The organism is Bacillus sp. FSL K6-1218 (assembly GCF_038006445.1).
Taxonomy (GTDB): Bacteria; Bacillota; Bacilli; order Bacillales; family Bacillaceae_G; genus Bacillus_A; species Bacillus_A thuringiensis_S.
This window is the reverse complement of record NZ_JBBOVE010000001.1, coordinates 3,148,129-3,170,932: the sequence shown is the minus strand read 5'-3', so window position 1 is coordinate 3,170,932 and position 22,804 is coordinate 3,148,129. Positions and strand designations below refer to the sequence as shown.

Below are 22,804 nucleotides of genomic sequence, written 5' to 3'. Positions count from 1 at the left end.
ATAAAGAAGTCTATTAAAACGTGATTTTTTCGCTAGGAAATTTGAATAAAGGGGCTATTTTTCATTATTCGTAATCTAAAATAATCAAATTTTATTTTACAGTAACAATAAAACAAATTGTTGACCGCGTGGTACAAAAAAGGTATTCTATTCATGTTATCTTTAAAATGAGAGGAGGATACGATTGAATAAACGCGGCAGACCTCGAGAGTTTGATTATTCCTCAATTGTAGATGTTGCAATGAAAACATTTTGGTTAAGAGGATATGAAGGGTGTTCTACACAAGATTTATGCAGTGATACAGGACTTGGAAAAGGAAGTTTATACAATACTTTCGGTAGTAAACATGAACTGTATAAACAAGTATTAGAACGCTACCATGAAATTGGGATTAGGGAACAAAGGAAATTGTTACATACCCCAATTCCAGTTAAAGAACGATTAAGTAATTTTTTTGAATGGGCATTGAAAGAAGACTTTGAGAATATGGATCAAAAAGGATGTTTATTGATTAATGCCAGTATAGAACGTGCTAAAAACGATTTAATGGTACAAGAAATTTTCTCGAAGCATGTTGAACTTCTTAAACAAGCTATTGAAACAGTGATGGAGGAAGGATTGCAAACAGGTGAAATTTCAAAGAAGCAATCAGCTGAGGAATTAGCTAGTCTGCTTTTAAGCAGTTATTACGGATTCCGTGTTCTTAATGTATCGATGCAAAATCGGATGTTGTCTGAACAAGTTATCAAAGGAACAGTAGAGTCTATTTGTGGCGCTTAGTGCGCTCTTTTTTCGCACTATTTTTGTACCCATCATTACAATAATGAATAAGGAGTGTTTTTATGCCATCGATTATTTATTTATTAGCTTTAGCAATCTTTTGTATGACTACATCAGAATTTATGGTTGCAGGTATGATGAATGAACTTGCTCTTGCATTCCAGGTTCCTGTATCATCTATTGGGTATTTAATTTCAGCTTATGCAGGAGCAATGGTAATAGGAGGCCCCATTTTAACTGCAATCCTCTTACGAATGCGCAGCAAACAAGCATTATTGTTTTTAATGTTCATATTTTTAATTGGTCAATCGCTCGGAGCTATTGCTTGGAACTATGATATTATGATGATTTCACGTATTATAACTGGTATTGCTTCAGCTTCAGCTTTTGGAGTTGCGATTTCCTTTTCTGCGACATTGGTTCACTCTGATTCAAGGGGAAAAGCTGCATCAATTGTACTTGCAGGTTTAATGTTCGCAACTGTATTAGGTTTACCTATAACAACCGTTATTTCGCAATATTTTGGCTGGCGTATTAGTTTTGGGGCTGTTTCTGTTCTTGTGCTAGTATCAGGGATTATGATTCAACGGTTGTTACCATCCTCTTCAAATAAAGAGCAATTAAATTGGAAAGATGAACTTCTGCGATTTAAGAATATTCATCTTTGGGCAGCGTACGTAACAAGTATGTTCATTATTGGTGGTACGTTTGCAGCATTTAGTTATTTCACTCCTATCTTTACAAATGTTACAGGGTTTTCAAGTGCAAGTATTCCATATTTACTTGCTCTCTATGGTAGCGCGACAGTAATTGGGAATATAATAATTGGCAAGTTCGCTGATAAATTTACAATGAAAATACTTATGGGTGGATTAATTATATTAATCATAGCGTTGTCTTTATTTGCTTTAAGTGCAGAGAATAAATACATTGCAGTTATTTCTACGATTTTTATTGGTTTAACTGGTGTAGCATTGAATCCAGCTATGGTTGCGAGGGTGATGAAAACAGCTAGTAATGGAATAATGATAAATACCGTTCATAGTTCTTTTATTACGCTAGGTATTGTTATTGGTTCGTCACTAGGTGGTCTTGGGATCAGTAAAGGATATGGTTTTGTATCTCCGCTATGGATTGGAGCTTGTTTAGCTATCCTTGGGGTAATTTCGTTATTCCCATATTTACATAAAGGAAAGGCAGATTAAGATGTTTAAAATTTCTTTATATGAGGTACTGCCACATTACCATCAAGCTAATACTTTCATATCCCCCTAAATTAAATTTTTCTTTCTCTACAGATAGCTATTCTGAGAAGCCGCTCATTTTTTCGTTTTGGGGGCATTTCTTTTTCTTAAGTTGATGGGCATGTATGGTGACCCCTATTAGACGATAGTGAATTAACAATTTCGGGGTTCAGTTCAATTTTATTCAAAATAAGATTTTTTTGCAGTAAAATCAATGTTAGTGGAACTTTTTTAATCAAACTTTTTTCTAAATTAACATAAATACTTGCAATATTTAAATTAGTACTATATAGTTCTAGTTATGACAAAGGTAAAATTAATGAATCAAAAACGTGTGATTGAAGTAGCTGCAACATTATTTTTAGAAAAAGGGTTTACTTATACAAGTATGGATGAATTAGTACGTGTAAGCAAAGTTTCAAAGTCTAATGTGTATTATCACTTTTCTAATAAGGAAGTATTATTAGAAGGGGTCGTTGATTATTGGATTGAAATGTATCAATCTGCAATTGATGACGTACTTTCTCAGAACCAATTTTTAGTTGAAGATCGTATCCAACTGTTTTTAAAGCAATTATCACAAGGAGTTCAGTCGAGAGAGTATAAGGGGAGCTGTCCATTTATTACTCTTTATATTCAAAGTCCTACACAGGCCACGCAAATAAAAGAAAAAATAGGTCTTTTTTTTACAGGATTACAAAAGAAAGTTTCTCTATTACTTAAACAAGGGGTAGAGAATGGAGAATTCAGAAATACGATTAATATTGATGAGGTTGCATCACTTTTTATTACAAATCTTGAAGGAGCGTTATTTATTTCAGAAACATTGAAGGATGCAACTGTAATCACGAAAACAGCAGATCATTTTTTAAAATTGCTTCGATAAAAGAAGCTTTTTTTTTACATCAAATTAGTACTGAATAGTACTAAAAAGGGGATCTTATATGAGAACAGTATTTTTAATTGGTGGAACAGGCTTTATTGGAAAGCAAGTAGTGAAAGAATTAGCCAATGAGGATGTTAAAATTCTTCTTTTAGTGAGGTCGAAAAGTAAAGCAATACGCCTTTTTCAAGAAAGAGGCATCTTAAAAAAGGAAGTTATGCACTTTATTGAAGGTGATTTGACGAAAATAGATTTAGGTCTAAGTGCTGAAGATAAGGAGAGGGTATTGAAAACGGATGTGATTATTCACGCAGGAGGCCCCATGGATATTCAAGCGACAAGTAAAGAGGCAGCTTCCGTATTTTTAAATGGCGCAAAACATATTAGTGAATTAGCTAAAAGTATTCATCAATTGAAGGGCTTGCAACAATTTATTCATGTTGTAGGTTATATGAGCCCCTTTGATGATAAAAATAGCAAGATTGCAATTGATGTGTTTCAAGAAGGAAACAATTATTTGAAAATAAAAAATCCATATGAGAGAACAAAATTTTTAGCAGATCTTTATATCCGTCACCAGGCAGCAGCAGTAGGTTATCCGCTTTCTGTAATTAATCCGCCAACTGTAGTCGGTAGTAGTAAAACAGGGAGTACAGAGCAGATAGCAGGATTAGGTTTGCTTGTGATGAGTATGCGAAGAGGGCTCATGCCAGTGATTCCTGGAGGTAAGGGATATAGGTTACCACTTATTTCAAACGATGAGCTTGCGAAGTTTATTGTGCAGGTTTTCAGATTGGAGCAACCGACTATTCAAACATATACACTTGTTGAAGACAAACAGCACGATCAGAACATTGCTGAATTATTAAGTATTATGTCGGAAAGTATGAATATGAGGGCACCAAAAATCTCTTTCCCAATGCCACTTATGAAAGCAATTATGAATAGTGGAGTAAGTAAAATAACAAAAATTCCTTCTGATGGACTGAATTTTATTACAAAACGAAAATTTTCAAATGTTTCAGCGAAAAAAATTATGGGAGGCGATTGGTTTAAGAAGACGAGTGTAATGAAATTTTTTCCTGCCGTAGTAGCTGATCTGGATTATCGAATGATGTATCAAAATGGCCAGCATAATCATTTATTTAAACGAACATTATGCGATAACACTACCCTTTACCAATTACAAGGAGAGGGTAAACCGTTTATTTTATTACATGGTTTATTGAGTGATGGAGAGGATTTATTTTCTTTAGCACAAGAGCTTCATGAAAAAACTGATCAACCTGTATGGATCTTGGATCTTCCAGGTTTGGGACGTTCTCCTTTTAAACAAGAGAAAAATCTTCTAGATATCTATTTGAATGTAGTGAAAAAGTTATTGGAGAAAGCTACTAATGGTGCACATCTAATTGGCCATTCATTCGGTGCGTTTATTCTTCTGGAAGCATTGGTACAAGAGTACATAGATAAGAAGTATTCAATCACTTTACTTCAGCCACCTGTCGCTAAAAAAAATGCTAAATTGCTAAATGTTCCCCAATTTATGAACAAATGGACATTAAAATTGGCAACTCCTAATTTGATAGGGCGTTATTTATTAAATAATGGTTTGTTTGAAAGTATGGAGAGCATCCCTGAACATTATATCGAAAAAATAAGTAACAGTTTTACTTCTCCTAGAATTTTAAATACTACGGTTCAGCTTAACAGTTTACTACTGAAAAAAGATCAAGGTGATTTCAATGAAGTAACAAAGTATAATCTTCACATTATTTGGGGGGATTATGACAGAGGTTATTCTGCTCCATCGCATCTTGGTAAGGTTGATTTTGTTCCATATGGCCATCATTTTCCTCTTAGCCATCCGAGTGAAACGGCAACATTAGTAATAAAAAATAGTAATACTAGCAGATGAGAGTGTGGGATAAATAAAAAGTGTGTAGTAAGATCGTTGTGTCTTTGAAATAAAATCGTACTGTTTTGGGTCCCACCCCATCATCATCAGACTAAGAAACGCCAATACCTCAAAACGAAAAAATGAGCATTTTGTTACAAGATAGTACAAAATTTCGTTCTGGGGGTACTATAAAATGTTAGCTTGATGGGCATGGGATCCCGCCCACATTTTAACGAAAATATACGCTAAGCAAATTCCAACATAAAGCGAGCCGAATTTTCTACTCTTAAGAAAAATTTCGGTTCGTTTTATGGTTTCATGACAAGTTGTTTACTGAACAATAAAGTTCTTTATTGGAACAGGCTACTTTCTTCAACAATCGGGCCAGATTGTTGAAGAAGAAATATAATAAAAATGCTTTTGATTGTTTTATTAAACGAATTAAACCGCAAAAAACAAGAAGAATTCCCCCACCTTTACTAGTACACTAAATCCTATAAAAAAGGGGGGGAGATTATGAACAATAAAGCCATTGGATTATTTCAAGGAATTGCGTTATACATTTCAGCTATTCTAGGATCAGGTGTCCTTTTTTTATCGGGGGTAACGGCCTCAATAGCGGGCCCTGCATCTATTGTATCCTGGTTTATCGTTATTATAATTAGTTTTCCGCTTGCTTATTCCTTTGCTAGTTTGGCACGGATATATCCTGATTCCGGTGGAGCAGCAACCTTTGTTAGAAATTCTTTTGGATATCATCTTGGCAATATCGTTGGGTGGTTTTACTTTGTAACAGCAGCAGTTGGTCAAACGATTGTATCTTTAACTGGTGCTTTTTACGTCAGTCAGGCATTTGGATTTTCGCATTTTGAAACAATTATAATTGCCGTCTTTATTTTGGTAATTGCAGGTGTTTCCAATTATTACGGCGTAAATGTTAGTGGTAAAGTTGCAGTGATTTTAAGTTCCTTATTACTGATTCTTTTAGCGTCAGCTGTATTTGTGGCGTTTCCAAGAATACAATGGGGGAATTTTACTCCCTTTGTTCCAAATGGATGGTTTTCTGTCGGGAACGCTATAACGGTTATCTTTTGGGCATTTTTCGGTTGGGAGGCGATTTGTAATCTGGCTGAGCACTTTAAAAGGCCAGAAAAAGATATTGTCAAAGGAGCAGTTATTAGTACAGTTGTCATTGGATTATTATTTTTAGCGCTAAGTCTTGTCACTATTGGAACGGCCACGTATGGCAGTCAAGAAAGCAACCTGTCTCCTATTGGTGTTATAATGGGAGATACAGTAGGCGGAGGTGCCAAAGTCGTTACAGCTGTTTTAGCTTTAATTATTTGTACAGGGACAGCGAATGCTTTTGTAGCCAGCCTAACGCAATTGGGATATTCATTAAGCAGAGATGGTGCTTTCCCAAAATTTTTCTCAAGGCTGCATGCAACTACTCAAATTCCAAGACAGATGGTATTGTTTGTTATCTGTTTTTCGGTAGCAGGTGTGTTAGTGACAAAAGCTTTGTCACTAACGTTTGATGATATTTTGTTTATACCGACTTCTCTTGGGATTCTAGTTTATGTTCTTTCAATGGCAGCAGGCGTTAAATTATTTAGGAAGAACACACTGGCATGGTGGGCATCGTTAATCTCTTTCATTTTATGTTTGCTGGTGATTCCATTTTTTCAATTGTATATATTTGTTCCGTTAATTGTCGTGGCTATATATGCGATTTATATGATTTTAAGTAATAAGATTTTCGCCTACAAGGGAGGATTAAAATCTAATGAAGGATCAAAATAACCTTTCTAGAGATACCATGTGGAAAGCAACAGTATCATGTGATTCAGCGTATGACGGGATATTCTTTTACGCAGTCAAGACAACTGGAATTTTCTGCCGGCCTTCTTGCAAGTCTAAGGTTCCTAATTATGAAAATGTATCCTTTTTTTCAAATGCGCACGAAGCTCAAAGGGCAGGCTATCGCCCATGCAAAAGATGCCGATCAGATCTAAATATAAAAATATACGACCCGTTCGAATGCGTTTTGGAAGATACTATGCGATTGATAAAAAATAATTATGTTCAAAACATGTCTTTAAATGAAATTGCATCAAGGGTAGGAGTTAGTCGTTTTCATTTAAATCGGATTTTCAAAGAAAGAACAGGGTATACTCCTCGAATATATCTAGAAAGGATCAGAGTTAAGAAAGCAAAGGAACTGCTCTTGACAACGGTCTTTAATAGTACAGAGATTGGTTATCAAACAGGCTATCAAAGTGTATCTAGCTTTTATAATGCATTTAAAAGAAATACAGGATTTTCACCGAGTCAATTCCGTGCTTTCCATAGTGGAAATACCGTAAACCAAGAACTTGACTGAATTCACGTTCTTTAACAAAAGATAGCATGAATTAACAAGAGTGCTTTGTACTTATCGTATTTTTCGATAAATCATTACTGATTGATTAAAAGTAAACAACTTTGTATTGAACAATAATAAGCCATTTTTTCTCTGTTATAGAATTGTAAGCTTTTTAATTCAATCCTCAACAAACGGGCAGGATTATTGAACAAGTTTTATGAACTTTAGTGATAGCATCATTAGTGAAATGCTTTATAACAACTAATTAAGGAGGGATAGAATATGAGAAATAACTTTCAAATCATTGCGTTACAAGAGAAGGAGTTTAATAACCTATTTCTAATGAATGAAGAAGTATTAAAAAGTATCGGGGCAGTCAAAATAATAGCAAATAAAAATCCTGGATATCCTTGCAGGATAAGTTTGAAGGATGCAGAGGTAGGAGAAGAGGTAATTTTACTGAATTACCAATATCATAGTGTTAATTCGCCTTATAAAGCAAGTGGTCCTATATTTATACGAAAGGGAGCAGCTACTGCTAAGCTAGATGTAAATGAAATTCCGCATATGTTACATCATAGGTATCTATCTGTACGCGGCTACAATGCTGACTCAATGATTGTAGAAGCAAGGGTTACAGAAGGTGTAAATTTAAGAGAAAATATAGATGAAATTTTTGATAATAAAGAAGTAGAATATATTCACATTCTTAACGCTAAACCAGGATGCTATAACTGCCTTGTTAATAGAGTGTAAAAAAATTGAAAATGCAAACTTCTATTATCCTATAAGGGATACCACCAATCGCTATCAAGCTAATTCAACAAAATCCCCCCTAAAATGAAAAAATACGCTATTCTTTTTGTAGAATCATAGGAAAGGATGGCGTTTTTGTATTTCTATTTCTGTATCTGATGAATTACAACTATTTGCTCAAGAGATTCAAAGTTTTTATCTCCAAATACCTTACGGGATCTTGCTAGAGATGTTGGTTTCGTACAACGAACCAGTAAATACCAAGCAAAAGATTTAGTCGCTTTATGTATATGGATGAGTCAAAATATCGCTATAACCTCTTTAGCTCAGTTATCTAGCTGTTTAGAAGCATCCACAGAAGTACCCATCAGTCCGGAAGGAATGAATCAAAGGTTTAATAAATCAGCCGTTCAGTTTTTACAACATATATTGACTAACCTTCTAAATAAAAAATTAACTTCATCTATACCACTTTCTTCTCCATACACCTCTGTTTTCAAGCGTATTTTTGTCTCTATGCCTATCTATCTCTTATACAAGATTTTATACATCATTGATATAGCGGGGATTCTAGGGATCTTCGCTATTCTTTTTTGCATAAAATCTTGTATAAAAAAAGTAGTTAGACTAGTGTGTTTTACTCCGGTTCATTTCAAAATATAATTGAAACTTCATCTTTAAATTAAAAAAAGAAGGTGTTACCTTTATATATTAATACCTTCGAAATATTGTATAACAGATAATTTTTATGCATTATTGATTAGCGTTGCTTATTGTGCTAACGAATCAGGATAGTGTGGCGACCGACCAACTAAATAGTTGCTTATCCTCAATTATTAGAAGGAAAGTTCTATCATTTCGCGAATTGATTAGACATAGACGAGTGCTATAATTTTCTATATATACATAAAGAGGTGACTACGCATGAATCAAAGACCGTCAGAAGAAGAATACGCCGGGGACTCCGGTGAATATATCCGTTTGGTGCCGGACGGTAACATCATCGACATTCTGCTCGCCCAGGAAAAGCAAATGACCGAGCTCCTGGCATCGTTGACCGAAAGCCAGGCCGCATATCGGTATGCGGAAGGAAAATGGACGCTGAAAGAAGTCGTGGGCCACATTGCAGACGCGGAACGCGTCATGACCTACCGCCTGCTCCGGTTCGCAAGAGGGGACCAGACGCCTCTGACCGGTTTCGATCAGGAATTGTTCATACCTCCTTTCGGAAGCTGGACAACCGCGCAGTTGGCCGAAGACTACCGGGCCGTACGGCAATCCACGGTTACATTGCTGCGCGGGCTACCGGCGGAGGCGTGGACCCGCAAGGGCACAGCCAACAACCTAAGCATTACGGCGCGCGCCCTCGCGTATGGCATCGCAGGACACGAACTTCATCACATGGGGGTCATCCGAAATCGGTACTTGAGTTAATTGTCGGCTGAGGCCTTTGGAATGGAAAAAACACCTCTCATACAGCCTTAGATACCGTTCTTATTGGGGGCCCGCCCCACAACCATCAACTTAAGTATTTAGACTATTTTTGAAATTAAAAGCACGTTACTATTCTCTTATGTTAATGAGAAAGGGTGACGTGCTTTTTATGAATATGCACTAAAAACAAGAGTTATATCGATTTTTCTCATTTTGGGGTATTTGTTTTTCTTAGCTTGATGATGATGGGGCACTACTCTATAATGATCAAATTAAAATTTAAAATAGTTATAGAGACTCCATTTCTCGGAAATATTGTAACTATTAAGTTGTAAAAAGAACCGTAGTTTTTCTAAATCAAAAAAACTTGATTAATAAGTTGCATAATGAACTCACTAGCGTATATACTATAAATATCAAAAAAAGTTGATGAAGGGAAGTGAACTACAGTGGCACAAGATTTTCAGCTCTATGAGAAAAAGTTTAAAGCGTTGGCGGATCAAAAGCGATTAGAGATTATGTATGAACTTTGTCAGCGAGGCCAGACATGTGTATGTGATTTAACTGAAGTTTTTGAAATGACGCAATCTAAGTTGTCATATCATTTAAAGATTTTATTAGATGCAGGTTTAATTGTAAAAGAAACAAAAGGTACGTGGAGTTATTATGATTTAAATGATGCGGAAGTGAATAATTTATTATCAGAAGAATTGTGCTGTATCTTTAGAAAAACAGGCAAAGGTAGCTGCTGTTAAAATTTTGCGTTATTAATCAAAAAAAATTGATTAATGATATATAAAGAGGAGGAATAAGGTATGAGATATGTTCACGTTGGTATAAACGTTACGAGTTTAGAGAAGTCTATTGAATTTTATGAAAAGGTATTTGGTGTATCACCAGTTAAAGTGAAATTAGATTATGCAAAATTTTTATTAGAGATGCCAGGGCTTAATTTTACGCTGAACGTACGAGATGAAGTGAATGGAAATCAGGTAAATCATTTTGGTTTTCAAGTGGATACAGCTGAAGAAATCATATTACATAAAGAAAGATTAGAAAAAGAAGGTTTCTTTGCGCGTGATGAGATGGATATAACTTGTTGCTATGCAGTACAAGATAAGTTTTGGGTAACGGATCCCGATGGTAATGAGTGGGAGTTCTTTTATACCAAAGCAGATAGTGATGTTCACAAAATAGAAGAGTCATTTTGTTGCACGACTTCAAATGAGGTAGCTAAAAATTCTTGTTGTTAATAGGAGATGGAAAATAAAATGAAACGTTTATCTTTTCTAGACCGATATTTAACACTATGGATCTTTCTAGCGATGGCTGTTGGGATTGGTTTAGGGTTTGTGTTCCCTAGTGTAGTAGACGGATTGAATACATTACAGGTTGGAACGACGTCTATTCCGCTTGCTGTTGGTTTAATTGTAATGATGTATCCACCATTAGCGAAAGTTCGCTATGAGGAAATGGGCCGAGTATTTAAAGATGTAAAAGTGTTAGTTCTATCTTTAGTACAAAACTGGATTATTGGTCCGGTACTTATGTTTGTGTTAGCAATTATTTTTCTTCCTGATAAACCAGAATACATGGTTGGACTCATTATGATTGGATTAGCACGTTGCATTGCAATGGTAATAGTTTGGAATGACCTTGCTGATGGGGATAAAGAGTATGCAGCAGGTTTAGTGGCTTTTAACTCAGTATTCCAAATGTTATTCTTCTCGGTTTATGCATACGTGTTTGTAACGGTAATTCCAGAATGGTTAGGGATTGAAGGTGCTATTGTCGATATTACAATGATAGAAGTAGCGAAATCAGTATTTATCTATTTGGGAATTCCTTTTATAGCAGGTATGTTGACACGTTTTGTACTCGTTAAGTTAAAAGGAAGACAGTGGTATGAAAAGGTGTTTATACCGAAGATTAGTCCACTTACATTACTTGCATTACTATTTACAATCATCGTTATGTTCTCTTTAAAAGGGGAGATGATTGTTAGCGTACCACTAGATGTAGTAAGAATAGCGATTCCATTATTAATCTATTTTATTGTGATGTTTTTTGTTTCTTTCTTTATGGGAAGAAAAATTGGTGCAAACTATTCGGTAACTACAACGTTAGCATTTACAGCAGGTAGTAATAACTTTGAGTTAGCGATTGCTGTAGCGGTTGGTGTGTTTGGTATTCATTCGGGCGCAGCATTTGCAGCTGTTATCGGACCATTAGTGGAAGTACCTGTAATGATTGCACTTGTAAATGTCGCTTTTTGGTTTAAGCGTAAATATTTTAATGATCAACCAGTATAATTAAAAACAAAGGCGGAAAACAACATGGAAAACAAAAAGACAATTTATTTCTTATGCACAGGAAATTCATGCCGAAGCCAAATGGCAGAAGCATGGGGCAAACAATATGTAGGGGATAAGTGGAATGTATATTCTGCAGGTATTGAAGCACATGGAGTAAATCCAAATGCTATTAAAGCGATGAAAGAAGTTAATATTGACATAACGAATCAAACATCAGATATAATTGATGTAAATATTTTAAATAACGCTGATTTAGTTGTTACCCTTTGTAGTCATGCGGATTCGGTTTGTCCTTCGACACCTCCGCACGTAAATCGTGTTCACTGGGGATTTGATGACCCGGCAGGAAAAGAGTGGTCTGAATTTCAACGTGTTCGCGATGAAATTGGAAAACGTATAAAGAGATTTTCTGAAACAGGGGAGTAAATAAAGGAAAGAGCCAATCTTCTATCGTATAGGGGATTGGCTCTTTCCTTTATTGTACATAGTTATGACTGCATTGGTTCGCATAAATTACCCAAAAGCAGAGGATATTCTGTTGGGTTTATAAAGTTAGAAATGTATTTAATCATGTAGGTGTTCATAAATAATAAAGTTGTTTAGAATTAGAGATGGTATGATGAATAATCACACTATCTTTCCCTTTTTATGTATAATTAAATAAAAGGATTTTTGGATATCTAAATAAAGGATAGTATATTAGCGCAAGGGGGAGAATGATGGATAAGTTGTTACAAGAAATCATAAATTGGTTAAAGATGAGAGACGAACAAATTGTTATCGGTATTTCAGGGCATGGTGCAGCTGGAAAAACAACGTTTACTAATAGACTCGTAAACCTACTAAATCAAAATGAAGTAAATTATATTAATACAGATCCTTACATTGTTAGTTCGGATATCCGTAAGCACGCAGTGATTCACTATACATATCAAAATGAAAATCATCGTTATAAAATGACAGCTTGTCACCCAGCGGCGCACCATTTGGCAGCTTTAGAAAGAGATATTCATATGGTTAGAGCTGGGCTAGATTTTTATACGATAGATACGCATTATATGAAAAGTAAGTTGATTTCTTCGGAAAATAAAGTAACGATTGTGGAAGGAATGAGCGCCGCATTTATTGATCCTGATTTATTTGATTTGAAAATTTATTTTTATACAGATGGCGAAACGGAACTAATAAGAAGGTCAAGCCGGGATATAGCTGAAAGAGGAGCCGATATAAATTATTTAAAGCAGTCTCATGAAGAACGCCGGATTCAATATGAAGTATTTATGCATTCGTATAGTCAGCGTTTTGATATCATTATCAAAACTTCTGATGAAACAATATGTATAGAAAAAAATACATTTGAGTTTTATAAAGTTTAAATGAAAATCCTCAATTTGTTAATTGCATTATAACGGTTATTTTTTCTTATTTAGTACTTGTATTAAACAAATGTATTATTTAATCAATAATACATTCACTATGAAATAACTAGATTTTTAAAAAGATTTAGTAGCCTTCTTTCATCTACATAGATAGAAGGCTACTGTAATTTTGGCGGCAAAATTACATAACTTTATTATTACTCTACAGTAGGGTAGAATTCTTTATTTGAATACATTAGGTGTATCTTAAAAATCCTCACTTTAAAAGGTTTTTATTCGGAAGTACAAGAATGGATTTTTGCATGAAAGGGGAATAGGGTGAAACACATAATAAGAAATGTAGTAATAAATTATTTTAAAGAAATTCATTCACTAATAGTGGAAGAAGAATTACATAAGAACAGTTGGCATACAGATTTGCATTATAAAATCATCGTAAATGGAGATCGGTATTCCGCACGGTTTATGAATAGCGATCGAACAACTAATCCAGCTGTTGGGACATTATCAAATGAACAATTGAAAGAGCAAGTACGATTTGCGTATTATTTACGAGAGCATGGAATCCCATTTATGCAGATTAAGGAGAATCGGGCGGGAGAGTCATTTACATTTGTTACTTGGAATGATGAACAGTATCGGTTTGTATTGTCTACTTGGATTGAAGGGGAGCATGTTACTCATTGTACAGAAACGATGGCAGAGATTTTTGGAAAGGAAGCAAGAAATATACATGATATTTCTTGTACATTTCAAAGCTCGACTTTTCAAAAGAAATCTCATTTAGATGGATATGGTGAGTTTATAAAGCTATTAGAAAATAAAGGTGGTACATGTAAGGAATTGCGAGGGTATATAGAGCTCGCTAAGTGTCATATAGAATGTGCATATACGAGTAATTTGGAGTTTATTGTACAAACTGATTTAAATCCTTTGAATGTTTTATGGGAATCAAGTCAAAAGGTAAAAGGAATTGTAGATTTTGAATCTATTAGTTATGTTGACCGCGTTGAAGGGTTATCCTTTTTAATAAAGTGGTATTCTCGAACAGAAGGAATACATTCGCATGAAGTATGTTTAAGTGTTGCTAGTTCATTTTTAGAAGGATATAAGGCTAATAATATTTTAACCTCAAACGATTATAAAAGACTGTCTTCATTATTATGGTTATCTGGTAGTTTGAATTGGAATTTTGTGAAGAAAACGCTAAATGTACTAGAAGATGTGGGGCAGCTAGAGGAACATTTTGAAGTTTATAGAGTGAGAGGAGAAAGACTATCTTCATTGTTAATTTGTAGATAACAGTTATTGTCCTAATTTGCGATTCAAAAAAGAAACTATATGAGGTGTCCGAAAATGAAAATACAAATAGTATTGTTTGATGGCTTCGGAGAGCTTGTCTCCTTTGCGCCGTTTGAGGTGCTCAAAAGAGCGATAGAAGAAGGAGCTCCATTTACGGTTGAATTCATATCAAGTGAACCGAAGCAAGCAGTTACTACCTCGTTTGGAGTTACAGTTAAACTACATGATTTTTTACGAATGGATAATCGTCCAGATTTGTTAATTGTACCTGGTGGCGGTTGGAATCATAAAGCAGAGGATGGGGCACGAAAGCAAGCAGAGCTTGGTACTTTGACTAAAATGATTAGAGAGATGCACAATGCAGGAACGATTGTTGCTGGAGTTTGTACAGGAGGTATGTTACTAGCTGTATCCGGTATATTGAATGGTAAAAAGGCGACGATGCACCATTTGGCGCAGAATGAAATGAGTGAATACGGGGCAGAGCTTCTTCCTTACAGAATTGTGGATCAAGGGAATGTTATTACCGCAAGAGGAGTTACTTCAGGAATTGATTTAGGGCTTTGGATTACGGAAAGATTCGCAAGCTCCCAAATTGCAGCTGCTGTTGAATATAGGATGGAATACGAGCGGCGAGGGATTGTTTGGAAGTGATTTGACCTTAATCATAGTTTTTGCTGTAGGGCGTATTAAATGTCTTCAAAGAAAAATAGTCAACTCATACGAGTAGGCTATTTTATTTATCTTGCTATTTGCGCGGAAAAAGATTGTCCCTTAAAATTAGGTGAATGAGAGGAAGTTAAGCGGGAATTGGGATGCACGTAAAAGTACGATTAGTGTAGTCTATTAATCAGTGAGTAATGGCCCCTCACTAATTAAAGTTTCATTTAATAACTTTTTACGTTATTAAAAGTAGATTTGTTAGAAAGGATAATCATTTATTGATATAATGAATGGATGTGAAGTAGGCAATAGATAGAAAGATACTTCTAGCGATTTTATACTTAAAATGTAGGGAGATTGAACAGAGTTATGGGGAATGAAAAAGAAATTAGTTCCGCTAAATTAATATGGAAGATGACGCGCCCACATACATTAACGGCGACGTTTTCTCCTGTAATTTTAGGGACAGTGGCATCGCTTTATGTTGCCGAAATTGATTGGCTTTTATTTATTGCGATGATGATTGCATGTTTAGCATTGCAAATCGCAACGAATTTATTTAATGAGTACTATGATTTCAAACGTGGATTAGACACTGCTGAATCCGTTGGAATTGGTGGCGGAATTGTCCGTCATGGATTGAAACCAAAAAATGTGTTAACAGTTGCGCTTTTATTGTATGTAGTAGCAGCACTTATCGGCATTTATATTTGTATGAATAGTAGCTGGTGGTTAGTCGTCATCGGTTTAATTGGAATGGCAGTTGGCTATTTATATACAGGTGGTCCATTACCGATTGCGTACACTCCATTTGGAGAACTAGTTTCTGGATTGTTAATGGGGACATGTTTTGTACTCATTGCTTTCTTTATCCAAACGAATACTGTAACGATTGAAAGTGTATTGATTTCTATTCCAATTGGAATTTTAGTCGGTGCAATCAATATGTCAAATAACATCCGAGATATAGAAGAAGATATTAAAGGTGGAAGAAAGACATTAGTAATCCTCCTTGGGAGAGAAAAAGCCATAGTAACACTAGCGGTAGCCTTTTTCATTGCGTATTTATGGATTGCCGTAATTGTATTAATGGGTTATATAAGCCCTTGGGCATTAGTTATGTTCCTAGGTTTGAGAAAGCCAATCTCTGCTATTCAAAGTTTCCAAAAAGGAGCAAAGGATCCTGGGTATATGCGCATCGCAATGAAGTCAACAGCGATGACAAATACGATTTTTGGTTTCTTATTATCAGCAGGATTATTAATTAGTTATCTGTTTTAGATAAAAAATCTTGTTAAATAACTTAACCCCAATTTCTCAATTTTAATATGGAGAGATTGGGGTTTTTATTTTGAATTTGTTTAACGTTAAGAACATTTTCATTCGAAATGCAAATACCAATAAAGTGCAACTTCATCATTTTGCATATCCAAACCTTTATAAACAAGAAAATCAAATCCACCAATTACAAATCCACATTTTTCATAAAATTTACATGCTGCGACATTATTATTTTGCGTTTCAAGCATGATACCTGGCATATTTCCTTTTTTTGCCCACTGCTTTGCTTGATCAACTAATCTTTTACCAACTCCGATTGTACGATATTTTTTATCTACCGTTATATCTTCTATGTAAGCATAGTGGTTCCAATTCTTTTTCAATACCATTAATCCAATGATTTGGTTATGTACCAGTGCTATGTAAATTACTTGATTAGGTTTATTTATATATTCATTGTAAGGCAGTTCTTCATTATCATCTTGATTTTGTAAATAACTTTTTTCATAACTCGGAACGTCTTCTACTGTATATTCTATACGTTTATTTCCTTTGGAAAGAGAAAGAATTAACCGAGCATTCACTATAAAACTGTCATCAATCTCCGGGAGATCATCTAAATCATTTGTTTTTAACTCTCTAATTACAAGGTTCATCGGGGCACCTCCACATAATAATATTGCTTCTAGTTCTTCATTTGGTTCAAATGAATTCCAATTACAAGATTATAATAGAATTTCAATAGTATGGCTAACTCAGTATTTTATCTTTATAACAGTATGCTATTATCTTGATATAAAAATTTTGTTTAGAAAGAGTAGTATTTTTTATTTTAGATGTATATCCAGTTTTCAAATTTAACTGTATTAGAGAAAACAATATTTTTCTAAAGAGTGGATGCAATACGTTATTCTTTAACTAATTTCGACATTATCTGCATTTTATCTTCACCTTCCTCTATTAATCTACTTATTGTAAATATCAACTGGAGTTAATGCTTAGCTGTATAAATAATGAATATGAAAATTAGTAGGGAAAGGATCGAAACATAATGAAAGAATCACAAAATAAGAAAAAAACAAATGTAGGAACTAAGGCAATACTATCTCTAGGAGTTGTTTTAGCAACGACTTTTTTCACCTTCTTTTTAATTGGGAAATGGAACTCTATCCCAGCGAAGGGAGTAGCTAATGAAAGTAGTAATCAAGTTAATACGCAACAACAAGAAAAGAAAAATGAAACACCACCACCAAAACAGAAAAGACCTGATGGAAAACCGGTAGGAAAGGTTGTTTATTTAACATTCGATGACGGTCCTAGCGAATTAACTGGGAAATTTTTAGATGTACTAAAAGAACAAAATGTTGCCTCGACATTTTTTATGCAAGGTAGCAATTTACAAAATACAGGTTTTCAGGAAAATGTAAAAAGAGCGGTAAAAGAAGGACATTATATTGGTGCTCATAGTATGACACATAATAGTGATAAGCTATACAAAAAGGGACAATTTGTACCGGAGATGAAAGAAACGTTAGCTCTGATCCATAATATTACGGGTACAACTCCTAAACTAGTTCGTCCGCCATATGGATCTGCACCGGGATTAAAGGGTGAGGAAATTCGTAATCAAATTGTAGAAGCAGCAATAAAAGTTTGGGATTGGACAATAGACTCAAATGATTGGAAATTAAAAGATAATCCAACTCAGATTATCGAAAATGTAAAGAGACAGACAACAGAAGAAGTAGAAGTTGTTTTAATGCATGAAAAGGCGCAAACATTACAAGCTCTTCCTGAAATTATTAAATTTTATAAAGAGCAAGGGTATGAATTTGGAGTATACAATGATGAGGATCATTTTCAACTAAACTTTCAGAGAGATCAACGTCTATAGTATAAACATAGTTATTTTTAAAAGATAAGGTCATGTTATTACAGTTATTTCATTGAAGGGTGTTTTAGTGAAAGAGTGATTCTATTAAATAAATTAAGAGCATGTTCTGATTCATCTTTCTTCAGGACATGCTTTTTTTGCTCGTTTCTATAAGCTCATTAGTACCTATTTAACAAAGCATCAGTTACAAGTTACTTTATGGATACCTCATTTTAGAATAACTAACTTATAGAAAAAATTGAATAATTTTCATGTGTAAGGAGATTTTAAGAAGGATATAGAGGGGATATTTTCCTGTTGTTTTCTAGACAAATGATTACTTACCCAAAAACCATGTAGTGGAACGGTTTCTAAAGCTTTTTTGTCAAGAAATCACTAACACTAAAGTTCAAGTATAAAAACATAAACCACTCGATAAATGGGGTAGTATGATGAAAAAACTTAGTAGAAAGCGTTTGAGAAAAGATATTCAGGAACTTGAGAGTGTAAGTATGCTGCTCCAAAATGATCAAGAGTGCGAACTCAAGCAGAGTGTATCTGCGAATGAAGAAGTTTTGAGACAAGTTTTTGAAAATTGTTCCGATATTGTTTTTCGTCCAATAATCATAGATAGTCAAAATAAAATTCTTTTTATTTATATAGATGGATTAGTTGACACTAAAGTTGTGGAACAAGTTGTTTTGAAACCAATGATGTTCGAAGGTCTGCCTAGTGGAGTAAAGAGTGTGGATTCGGTAGGAGAAATTATACAAAATCAGCTCATTGCGGTTTCTCAAGTAAAGACAATCTCTAAAGTTCGTGAGGTTATAGAAGCAGTATTGAAAGCGAATATCGTCATTTTAACAGAAGGAGAGAGTCAAGCTCTAGTCGCTGATTTAAAAGGTTTTGAAAAACGAGGTATTGAAGAGCCGGCTGCCGAGATCTCTGTTCGTGGCCCTCGGGACGGGTTTACGGAAACGATAAGGGTCAATACGAGCCTGATTCGCCGAAGAATTCGAAGCCAAAAACTAAAAATGGAACCTTATTCGATTGGGGAATTGTCACAGACAGATGTGGTAATTGCCTATATTGAGGGAATTGCACCTGATTCGGTTTTGGATGAAGTTCGCCAAAGGGTAAAGCGAATTCAAATTGATGGAGTGTTGGAGTCAGCTTTCATTGAAGAGTTTATTGAGGACCAACCCTTTTCGCCCTTTCCACAAATTCAAAATACTGAGCGGCCAGATGCGGTTTGTGCAAGTTTATTAGAGGGGAAAGTCGCCATTTTAGTAGATAACACACCTTTCGTTTTGATCGTTCCTATGACATTTTGGACTGGTCTGCAAGCAGCGGAGGATTATTACGAACGCTCCATCTACACAACTTTTGTTCGATGGATTCGTTTAATATTAATTAATATTTCATTATTTCTTCCTTCTCTCTATGTTGCTATTACAACCTTTCATCCTAAATTAATTCCGACAAATTTGCTTATTAGTATTGCAGCTGCGCGAGAAGGCATTCCGTTCCCGGCTGTCATAGAAGCGCTAATGATGGAGTTTTTATTTGAAGGCTTGAGGGAAGCGGGGGTTCGGTTACCAAAACCTGTTGGATCAGCAGTTAGTATTGTCGGAGCACTTGTTATCGGGCAAGCTGCTGTGCAAGCAGGTATTATTTCCGCACCTTTGGTCATTGTTGTGGCGACGACCGGTATTGCGTCATTTGCGTTCCCGCGCTACAACTTAGGAACAGCTTACCGGATGTTACGCTTTCCGATGCTGTTATTGGCAGGGATGCTCGGGCTATACGGTGTTGCAATAAGTACCCTTGCGATTTTGATTCATTTAACTAACATTCGTTCTTTTGGCATTCCGTATTTAAGTCCAGTTGCACCTCAGACTCCTCGTGATTTAAAGGATATTTTTCTCCGAACACCTCGTTGGAATATGACCCACCGCCCAATAATGGTATCTGGTGAAGAGAAAGTCCGTTTTCCAGGTGGACAAAAGCCAGATGAGAAACGGGGAGGGGAAACAGAATGAGCCTGCACAAGGCACTCTGTATGATACTGGTCATTTCTTTATGCTTCTTGACGGGATGTTGGGATCGGACAGAATTAAATGATTTGGCAATAGAATTAGGATGGGGACTTGATCAAGCGAAGAATAATAAGATTGAAATTAGTGCTCAGTTTATTATTCCATCAAAAATGGGAATGGGACAGAGCGGAAGAAGTAATGCAGGAAAAGCGTTTTTTACAGAATCGGGAACGGGAAGGGATACACATGAAGCTATACAAATGATGCAAACAAAAATGTCGAGAGAAATTTTTCGAGGGCACCAGCGTGTAATATTGATTGGAGAAAAAATGGCTAAAAGTGGTCTTGCTCCAGTTTTAGATGCATATAGCCGCGATCCTGATATTCGATTACGAGCAGGTGTGTTTGTCATAAAAGGGAATACTGCAAAAGATTTTCTGAAAGCATCCATCCCTTTAGAGTCTATCCCGGCACTTGGGGCACTTAAAGAGCATATGCAAATAGAGGCAGCGGGAGATATGTCTTTATTAAATTTTCTTATTGCTGGTACGAGTGATGGAATCATCCCGATTTTGCCCGTTATTAAACTAAATGTGTCTCATAAAAAAGGTAAAACCGTGGTCAAAGGGTTTCAAATTGTAGGCGGTGCTATATTTAACAACGATTTCAAATTGGTAGGATACTTAAACATGCAGGAATGGTTAACTACTCTTTGGATAGTGAATCGTTTAAGTAAACAGACAGTTACAGCAACGGCCTCTAAAGGAAATGGTAGTGCAAGTTTATATATGACAAAGATCAATAGAAAAATCATACCTACTATACAAGGGGACACAATTAAGTGTGACATTGTTTTTTCTGGTGAAGGAACAATTCAGGAGAACAATACGAATTTAGATCTTTCACAGCCAAAAAATCTTACTCTTTTAGAACATGTATTGGAAAAACAGTCCGAAAAGAAAGCTCTCCAAACTATTAAAAAGGTTCAAAAACAATACGGAACTGATATCTTTGGATTTGGAGAAGCCATTCATCAAAAATATCCATCCGAATGGAAAGGGTTAAAAAAGAATTGGAGTAAACAATTTCGAAAAGTGGAGGTTTCTGTTCGTACAAAGCTTACTATTCGGCGAGTAGGACTGACTGGACCACCGTTGCAGTTGAAGAAAAATGAAATGAAAAAATAAGGAGGAATATAGAGTGTGAGAAAATCGATGAAAATCTCTGGCAGGCAAATCTTTTGGATGATGTTCACATTTGAAGTGGGACAATCACTCCTTCTAGTTATTCCAGCGACGATTCGTACGGTCAAACAAGATGCGTGGATCTCGATTTTGATTGCAGGAGCGATAGGGGTTGCTCTTACTTTTTTGGCAACTACACTTGGTTCGCTTTATCCGAAACAAACTCTCATTGAATTTAGTCAAACTATTCTTGGTAAATGGCTAGGAAAGCTACTGATGATTCCTTACTTCTTTGGGTGGTACATGATAATTTGGATAACCGTCCGTGAATTTGGTGAGTTCATTATTATCGCTTTGTTTCATAATACACCTTTGTGGGGCATTGTCTTTACTGCGATGTTATTGCTCATTTTTATCATTTACCAAGGAGGGGTGGAAGGTATTGGACGTTTAAGTGAAATCATAGGGCCAATTGTACTTTTAATGATAACGTTTGTAATCATTTTGAATGTTGGCAATATGAATTGGGATTATATGCGGCCTATTTATCACGATTCTGGCTGGCTTCCCATCCTTAAAGGTTCCTATACCCCTGTAGCCGCATTTTTTGGAGAGGCTGTTATGATGATGATGTTCGTTTTCTTTATGGATAAACCAGAGCAAGCGTCATCAAGAGCGATGTTGGGGGTAGGATTAGCCGTTTTCATGGTAACGATCGGAACATTAGCGGTCATTTTAACATTCGGTCCGAATTTATCTTCAAGTTTTTTGTATCCGGTTTACGATTTGAGCCGATACATATCTGTCATGGAGTTCATTCAAAATGTGGATATTTTGATAGTTATTATTTGGTTTTTTAGTATTTTTGTGAAATTGGCGTTATACATGTTCATCGCTTGTTATGGAACAGCGCAAATATTTCATTTGAAGGATTGGCGAAAAGTAGCGTTAGTTCTTGCTCCTATTTCGTTCATCATAGCTGTGTCAGTTAAAAATATCCAGACATTTACCCATTATTACTACATATTTTTCGTAATTCCAATTGCATTTCCCGTTTATGAGCTAGGGATTCCTTTACTGTTATTGGTGGTTGGCAAAATTCGAAGGAAATATGCATAAACCCAATCGTTAATATGTTTGGAGGGCAGGTATACTTTTAGTTTTTTGACTAATATAAAAAGAGAAAAATCCTACTCATAAGTGTAGGATTTTTTGTTTGTATATTACGTTACAAGAGTTTCCTTATTTTCTCCGGAATGTCCTTTTTAGAAATGTATGCAACAGAGTCTTTATAGTAAGAGTATTTTGTTGGGGATAATCAAAAAAACGTATATTGCAATATAAAAATTCGCTTTAATACTAAAGGATACCTGACAACGATTCCTATAAATTCTTCTCAATAATT

General features: G+C 35.3%; 21 protein-coding genes and 1 pseudogene. 21 read left to right on the top strand and 1 reads right to left on the bottom strand.

The genetic code is table 11. The features are described from left to right. The first annotated feature begins 184 nt into the window (after positions 1-184). The 17 genes and pseudogenes from MHI26_RS16125 (at position 185) to menA (ending at position 16,303) form a co-directional block, all read left to right on the top strand. The gene (locus MHI26_RS16125; protein ID WP_001042194.1) at positions 185-781 is read left to right on the top strand and encodes a TetR/AcrR family transcriptional regulator; all 597 of its coding nucleotides are present in this window, start codon (positions 185-187) and stop codon (positions 779-781) included. A gap of 62 nt (positions 782-843) precedes the next feature. After that, a complete protein-coding gene (locus MHI26_RS16120; RefSeq protein ID WP_001139229.1) occupies positions 844-1,986 on the top strand; it encodes an MFS transporter in 1,143 nt (380 codons plus the stop codon). Positions 1,987-2,344: 358 nt separating this feature from the next. Beyond that, positions 2,345-2,911 (top strand): TetR/AcrR family transcriptional regulator, encoded by a 567-nt coding sequence (locus tag MHI26_RS16115; RefSeq protein WP_061665910.1) that lies wholly within the window; start codon positions 2,345-2,347, stop codon positions 2,909-2,911. A 58-nt stretch (positions 2,912-2,969) separates the two neighbouring features. Then, positions 2,970-4,826, top strand: a complete 1,857-nt coding sequence (locus MHI26_RS16110; protein WP_061665911.1) for an alpha/beta fold hydrolase — start codon at positions 2,970-2,972, stop codon at positions 4,824-4,826. A gap of 498 nt (positions 4,827-5,324) precedes the next feature. Beyond that, positions 5,325-6,611, top strand: a complete 1,287-nt coding sequence (locus MHI26_RS16105) for an APC family permease (protein WP_061665912.1) — start codon at positions 5,325-5,327, stop codon at positions 6,609-6,611. Next, complete coding sequence (locus MHI26_RS16100) at positions 6,595-7,191, top strand: bifunctional transcriptional activator/DNA repair enzyme AdaA (RefSeq protein WP_000654819.1); 597 nt, start codon at positions 6,595-6,597, stop codon at positions 7,189-7,191. The genes MHI26_RS16105 and MHI26_RS16100 overlap by 17 nt, the downstream gene beginning before the upstream one ends. 264 nt (positions 7,192-7,455) lie before the next feature. Further along, complete coding sequence (locus MHI26_RS16095) at positions 7,456-7,929, top strand: DUF1203 domain-containing protein (protein WP_001245406.1); 474 nt, start codon at positions 7,456-7,458, stop codon at positions 7,927-7,929. Between the two features lie 139 nt (positions 7,930-8,068). Continuing rightward, positions 8,069-8,436: pseudogene (locus tag MHI26_RS16090) on the top strand (IS4 family transposase); the annotation flags it as partial. Between the two features lie 417 nt (positions 8,437-8,853). Further along, positions 8,854-9,363: a DinB family protein gene (locus MHI26_RS16085; RefSeq protein ID WP_061665913.1), complete on the top strand. Its 510-nt coding sequence runs from the start codon at positions 8,854-8,856 to the stop codon at positions 9,361-9,363. Between the two features lie 449 nt (positions 9,364-9,812). Continuing rightward, the gene (arsR, locus tag MHI26_RS16080; protein WP_000046018.1) at positions 9,813-10,118 is read left to right on the top strand and encodes an arsenical resistance operon transcriptional regulator ArsR; all 306 of its coding nucleotides are present in this window, start codon (positions 9,813-9,815) and stop codon (positions 10,116-10,118) included. A 60-nt stretch (positions 10,119-10,178) separates the two neighbouring features. Further along, complete coding sequence (locus tag MHI26_RS16075; RefSeq protein ID WP_001271034.1) at positions 10,179-10,616, top strand: ArsI/CadI family heavy metal resistance metalloenzyme; 438 nt, start codon at positions 10,179-10,181, stop codon at positions 10,614-10,616. Between the two features lie 18 nt (positions 10,617-10,634). After that, complete coding sequence (arsB, locus tag MHI26_RS16070) at positions 10,635-11,675, top strand: ACR3 family arsenite efflux transporter (RefSeq protein ID WP_000826573.1); 1,041 nt, start codon at positions 10,635-10,637, stop codon at positions 11,673-11,675. A gap of 24 nt (positions 11,676-11,699) precedes the next feature. Further along, the gene (arsC, locus tag MHI26_RS16065) at positions 11,700-12,104 is read left to right on the top strand and encodes an arsenate reductase (thioredoxin) (RefSeq protein WP_000428370.1); all 405 of its coding nucleotides are present in this window, start codon (positions 11,700-11,702) and stop codon (positions 12,102-12,104) included. A gap of 293 nt (positions 12,105-12,397) precedes the next feature. Continuing rightward, positions 12,398-13,054, top strand: coding sequence for a uridine kinase family protein (locus MHI26_RS16060; protein ID WP_000359530.1), 657 nt, complete (start codon positions 12,398-12,400; stop codon positions 13,052-13,054). A 321-nt stretch (positions 13,055-13,375) separates the two neighbouring features. After that, positions 13,376-14,359, top strand: coding sequence for a phosphotransferase (locus tag MHI26_RS16055; protein ID WP_000680499.1), 984 nt, complete (start codon positions 13,376-13,378; stop codon positions 14,357-14,359). A gap of 54 nt (positions 14,360-14,413) precedes the next feature. After that, a complete protein-coding gene (locus tag MHI26_RS16050; protein WP_000701558.1) occupies positions 14,414-15,013 on the top strand; it encodes a DJ-1/PfpI family protein in 600 nt (199 codons plus the stop codon). A 378-nt stretch (positions 15,014-15,391) separates the two neighbouring features. Further along, a complete protein-coding gene (gene menA / locus MHI26_RS16045; protein ID WP_061665914.1) occupies positions 15,392-16,303 on the top strand; it encodes a 1,4-dihydroxy-2-naphthoate polyprenyltransferase in 912 nt (303 codons plus the stop codon). 98 nt (positions 16,304-16,401) lie between these two features. Here the strand turns inward: menA and satA are convergent, their stop codons facing one another. Beyond that, positions 16,402-16,959 carry a streptothricin N-acetyltransferase SatA gene (gene satA, locus MHI26_RS16040; RefSeq protein ID WP_061665915.1) on the bottom strand — a complete coding sequence of 186 codons (558 nt, stop codon included), beginning with the start codon at positions 16,957-16,959 and terminating at the stop codon, positions 16,402-16,404. Positions 16,960-17,354: 395 nt separating this feature from the next. On the opposite strand from satA, the gene MHI26_RS16035 reads away from it, so the two are divergent. The 4 genes from MHI26_RS16035 to MHI26_RS16020 all read left to right on the top strand — a co-directional run bounded on the left by MHI26_RS16035 (position 17,355) and on the right by MHI26_RS16020 (position 22,518). Next, positions 17,355-18,197 carry a polysaccharide deacetylase family protein gene (locus MHI26_RS16035; protein ID WP_000665158.1) on the top strand — a complete coding sequence of 281 codons (843 nt, stop codon included), beginning with the start codon at positions 17,355-17,357 and terminating at the stop codon, positions 18,195-18,197. A 428-nt stretch (positions 18,198-18,625) separates the two neighbouring features. Beyond that, positions 18,626-20,218, top strand: coding sequence for a spore germination protein (locus MHI26_RS16030; protein WP_003307387.1), 1,593 nt, complete (start codon positions 18,626-18,628; stop codon positions 20,216-20,218). Continuing rightward, complete coding sequence (locus tag MHI26_RS16025) at positions 20,215-21,402, top strand: Ger(x)C family spore germination protein (protein ID WP_061665916.1); 1,188 nt, start codon at positions 20,215-20,217, stop codon at positions 21,400-21,402. Before MHI26_RS16030 ends, MHI26_RS16025 begins: the two co-directional genes overlap by 4 nt. A 27-nt stretch (positions 21,403-21,429) precedes the next feature. Then, positions 21,430-22,518: a GerAB/ArcD/ProY family transporter gene (locus MHI26_RS16020; protein ID WP_003307391.1), complete on the top strand. Its 1,089-nt coding sequence runs from the start codon at positions 21,430-21,432 to the stop codon at positions 22,516-22,518. The last annotated feature ends 286 nt before the right edge of the window (positions 22,519-22,804 follow it).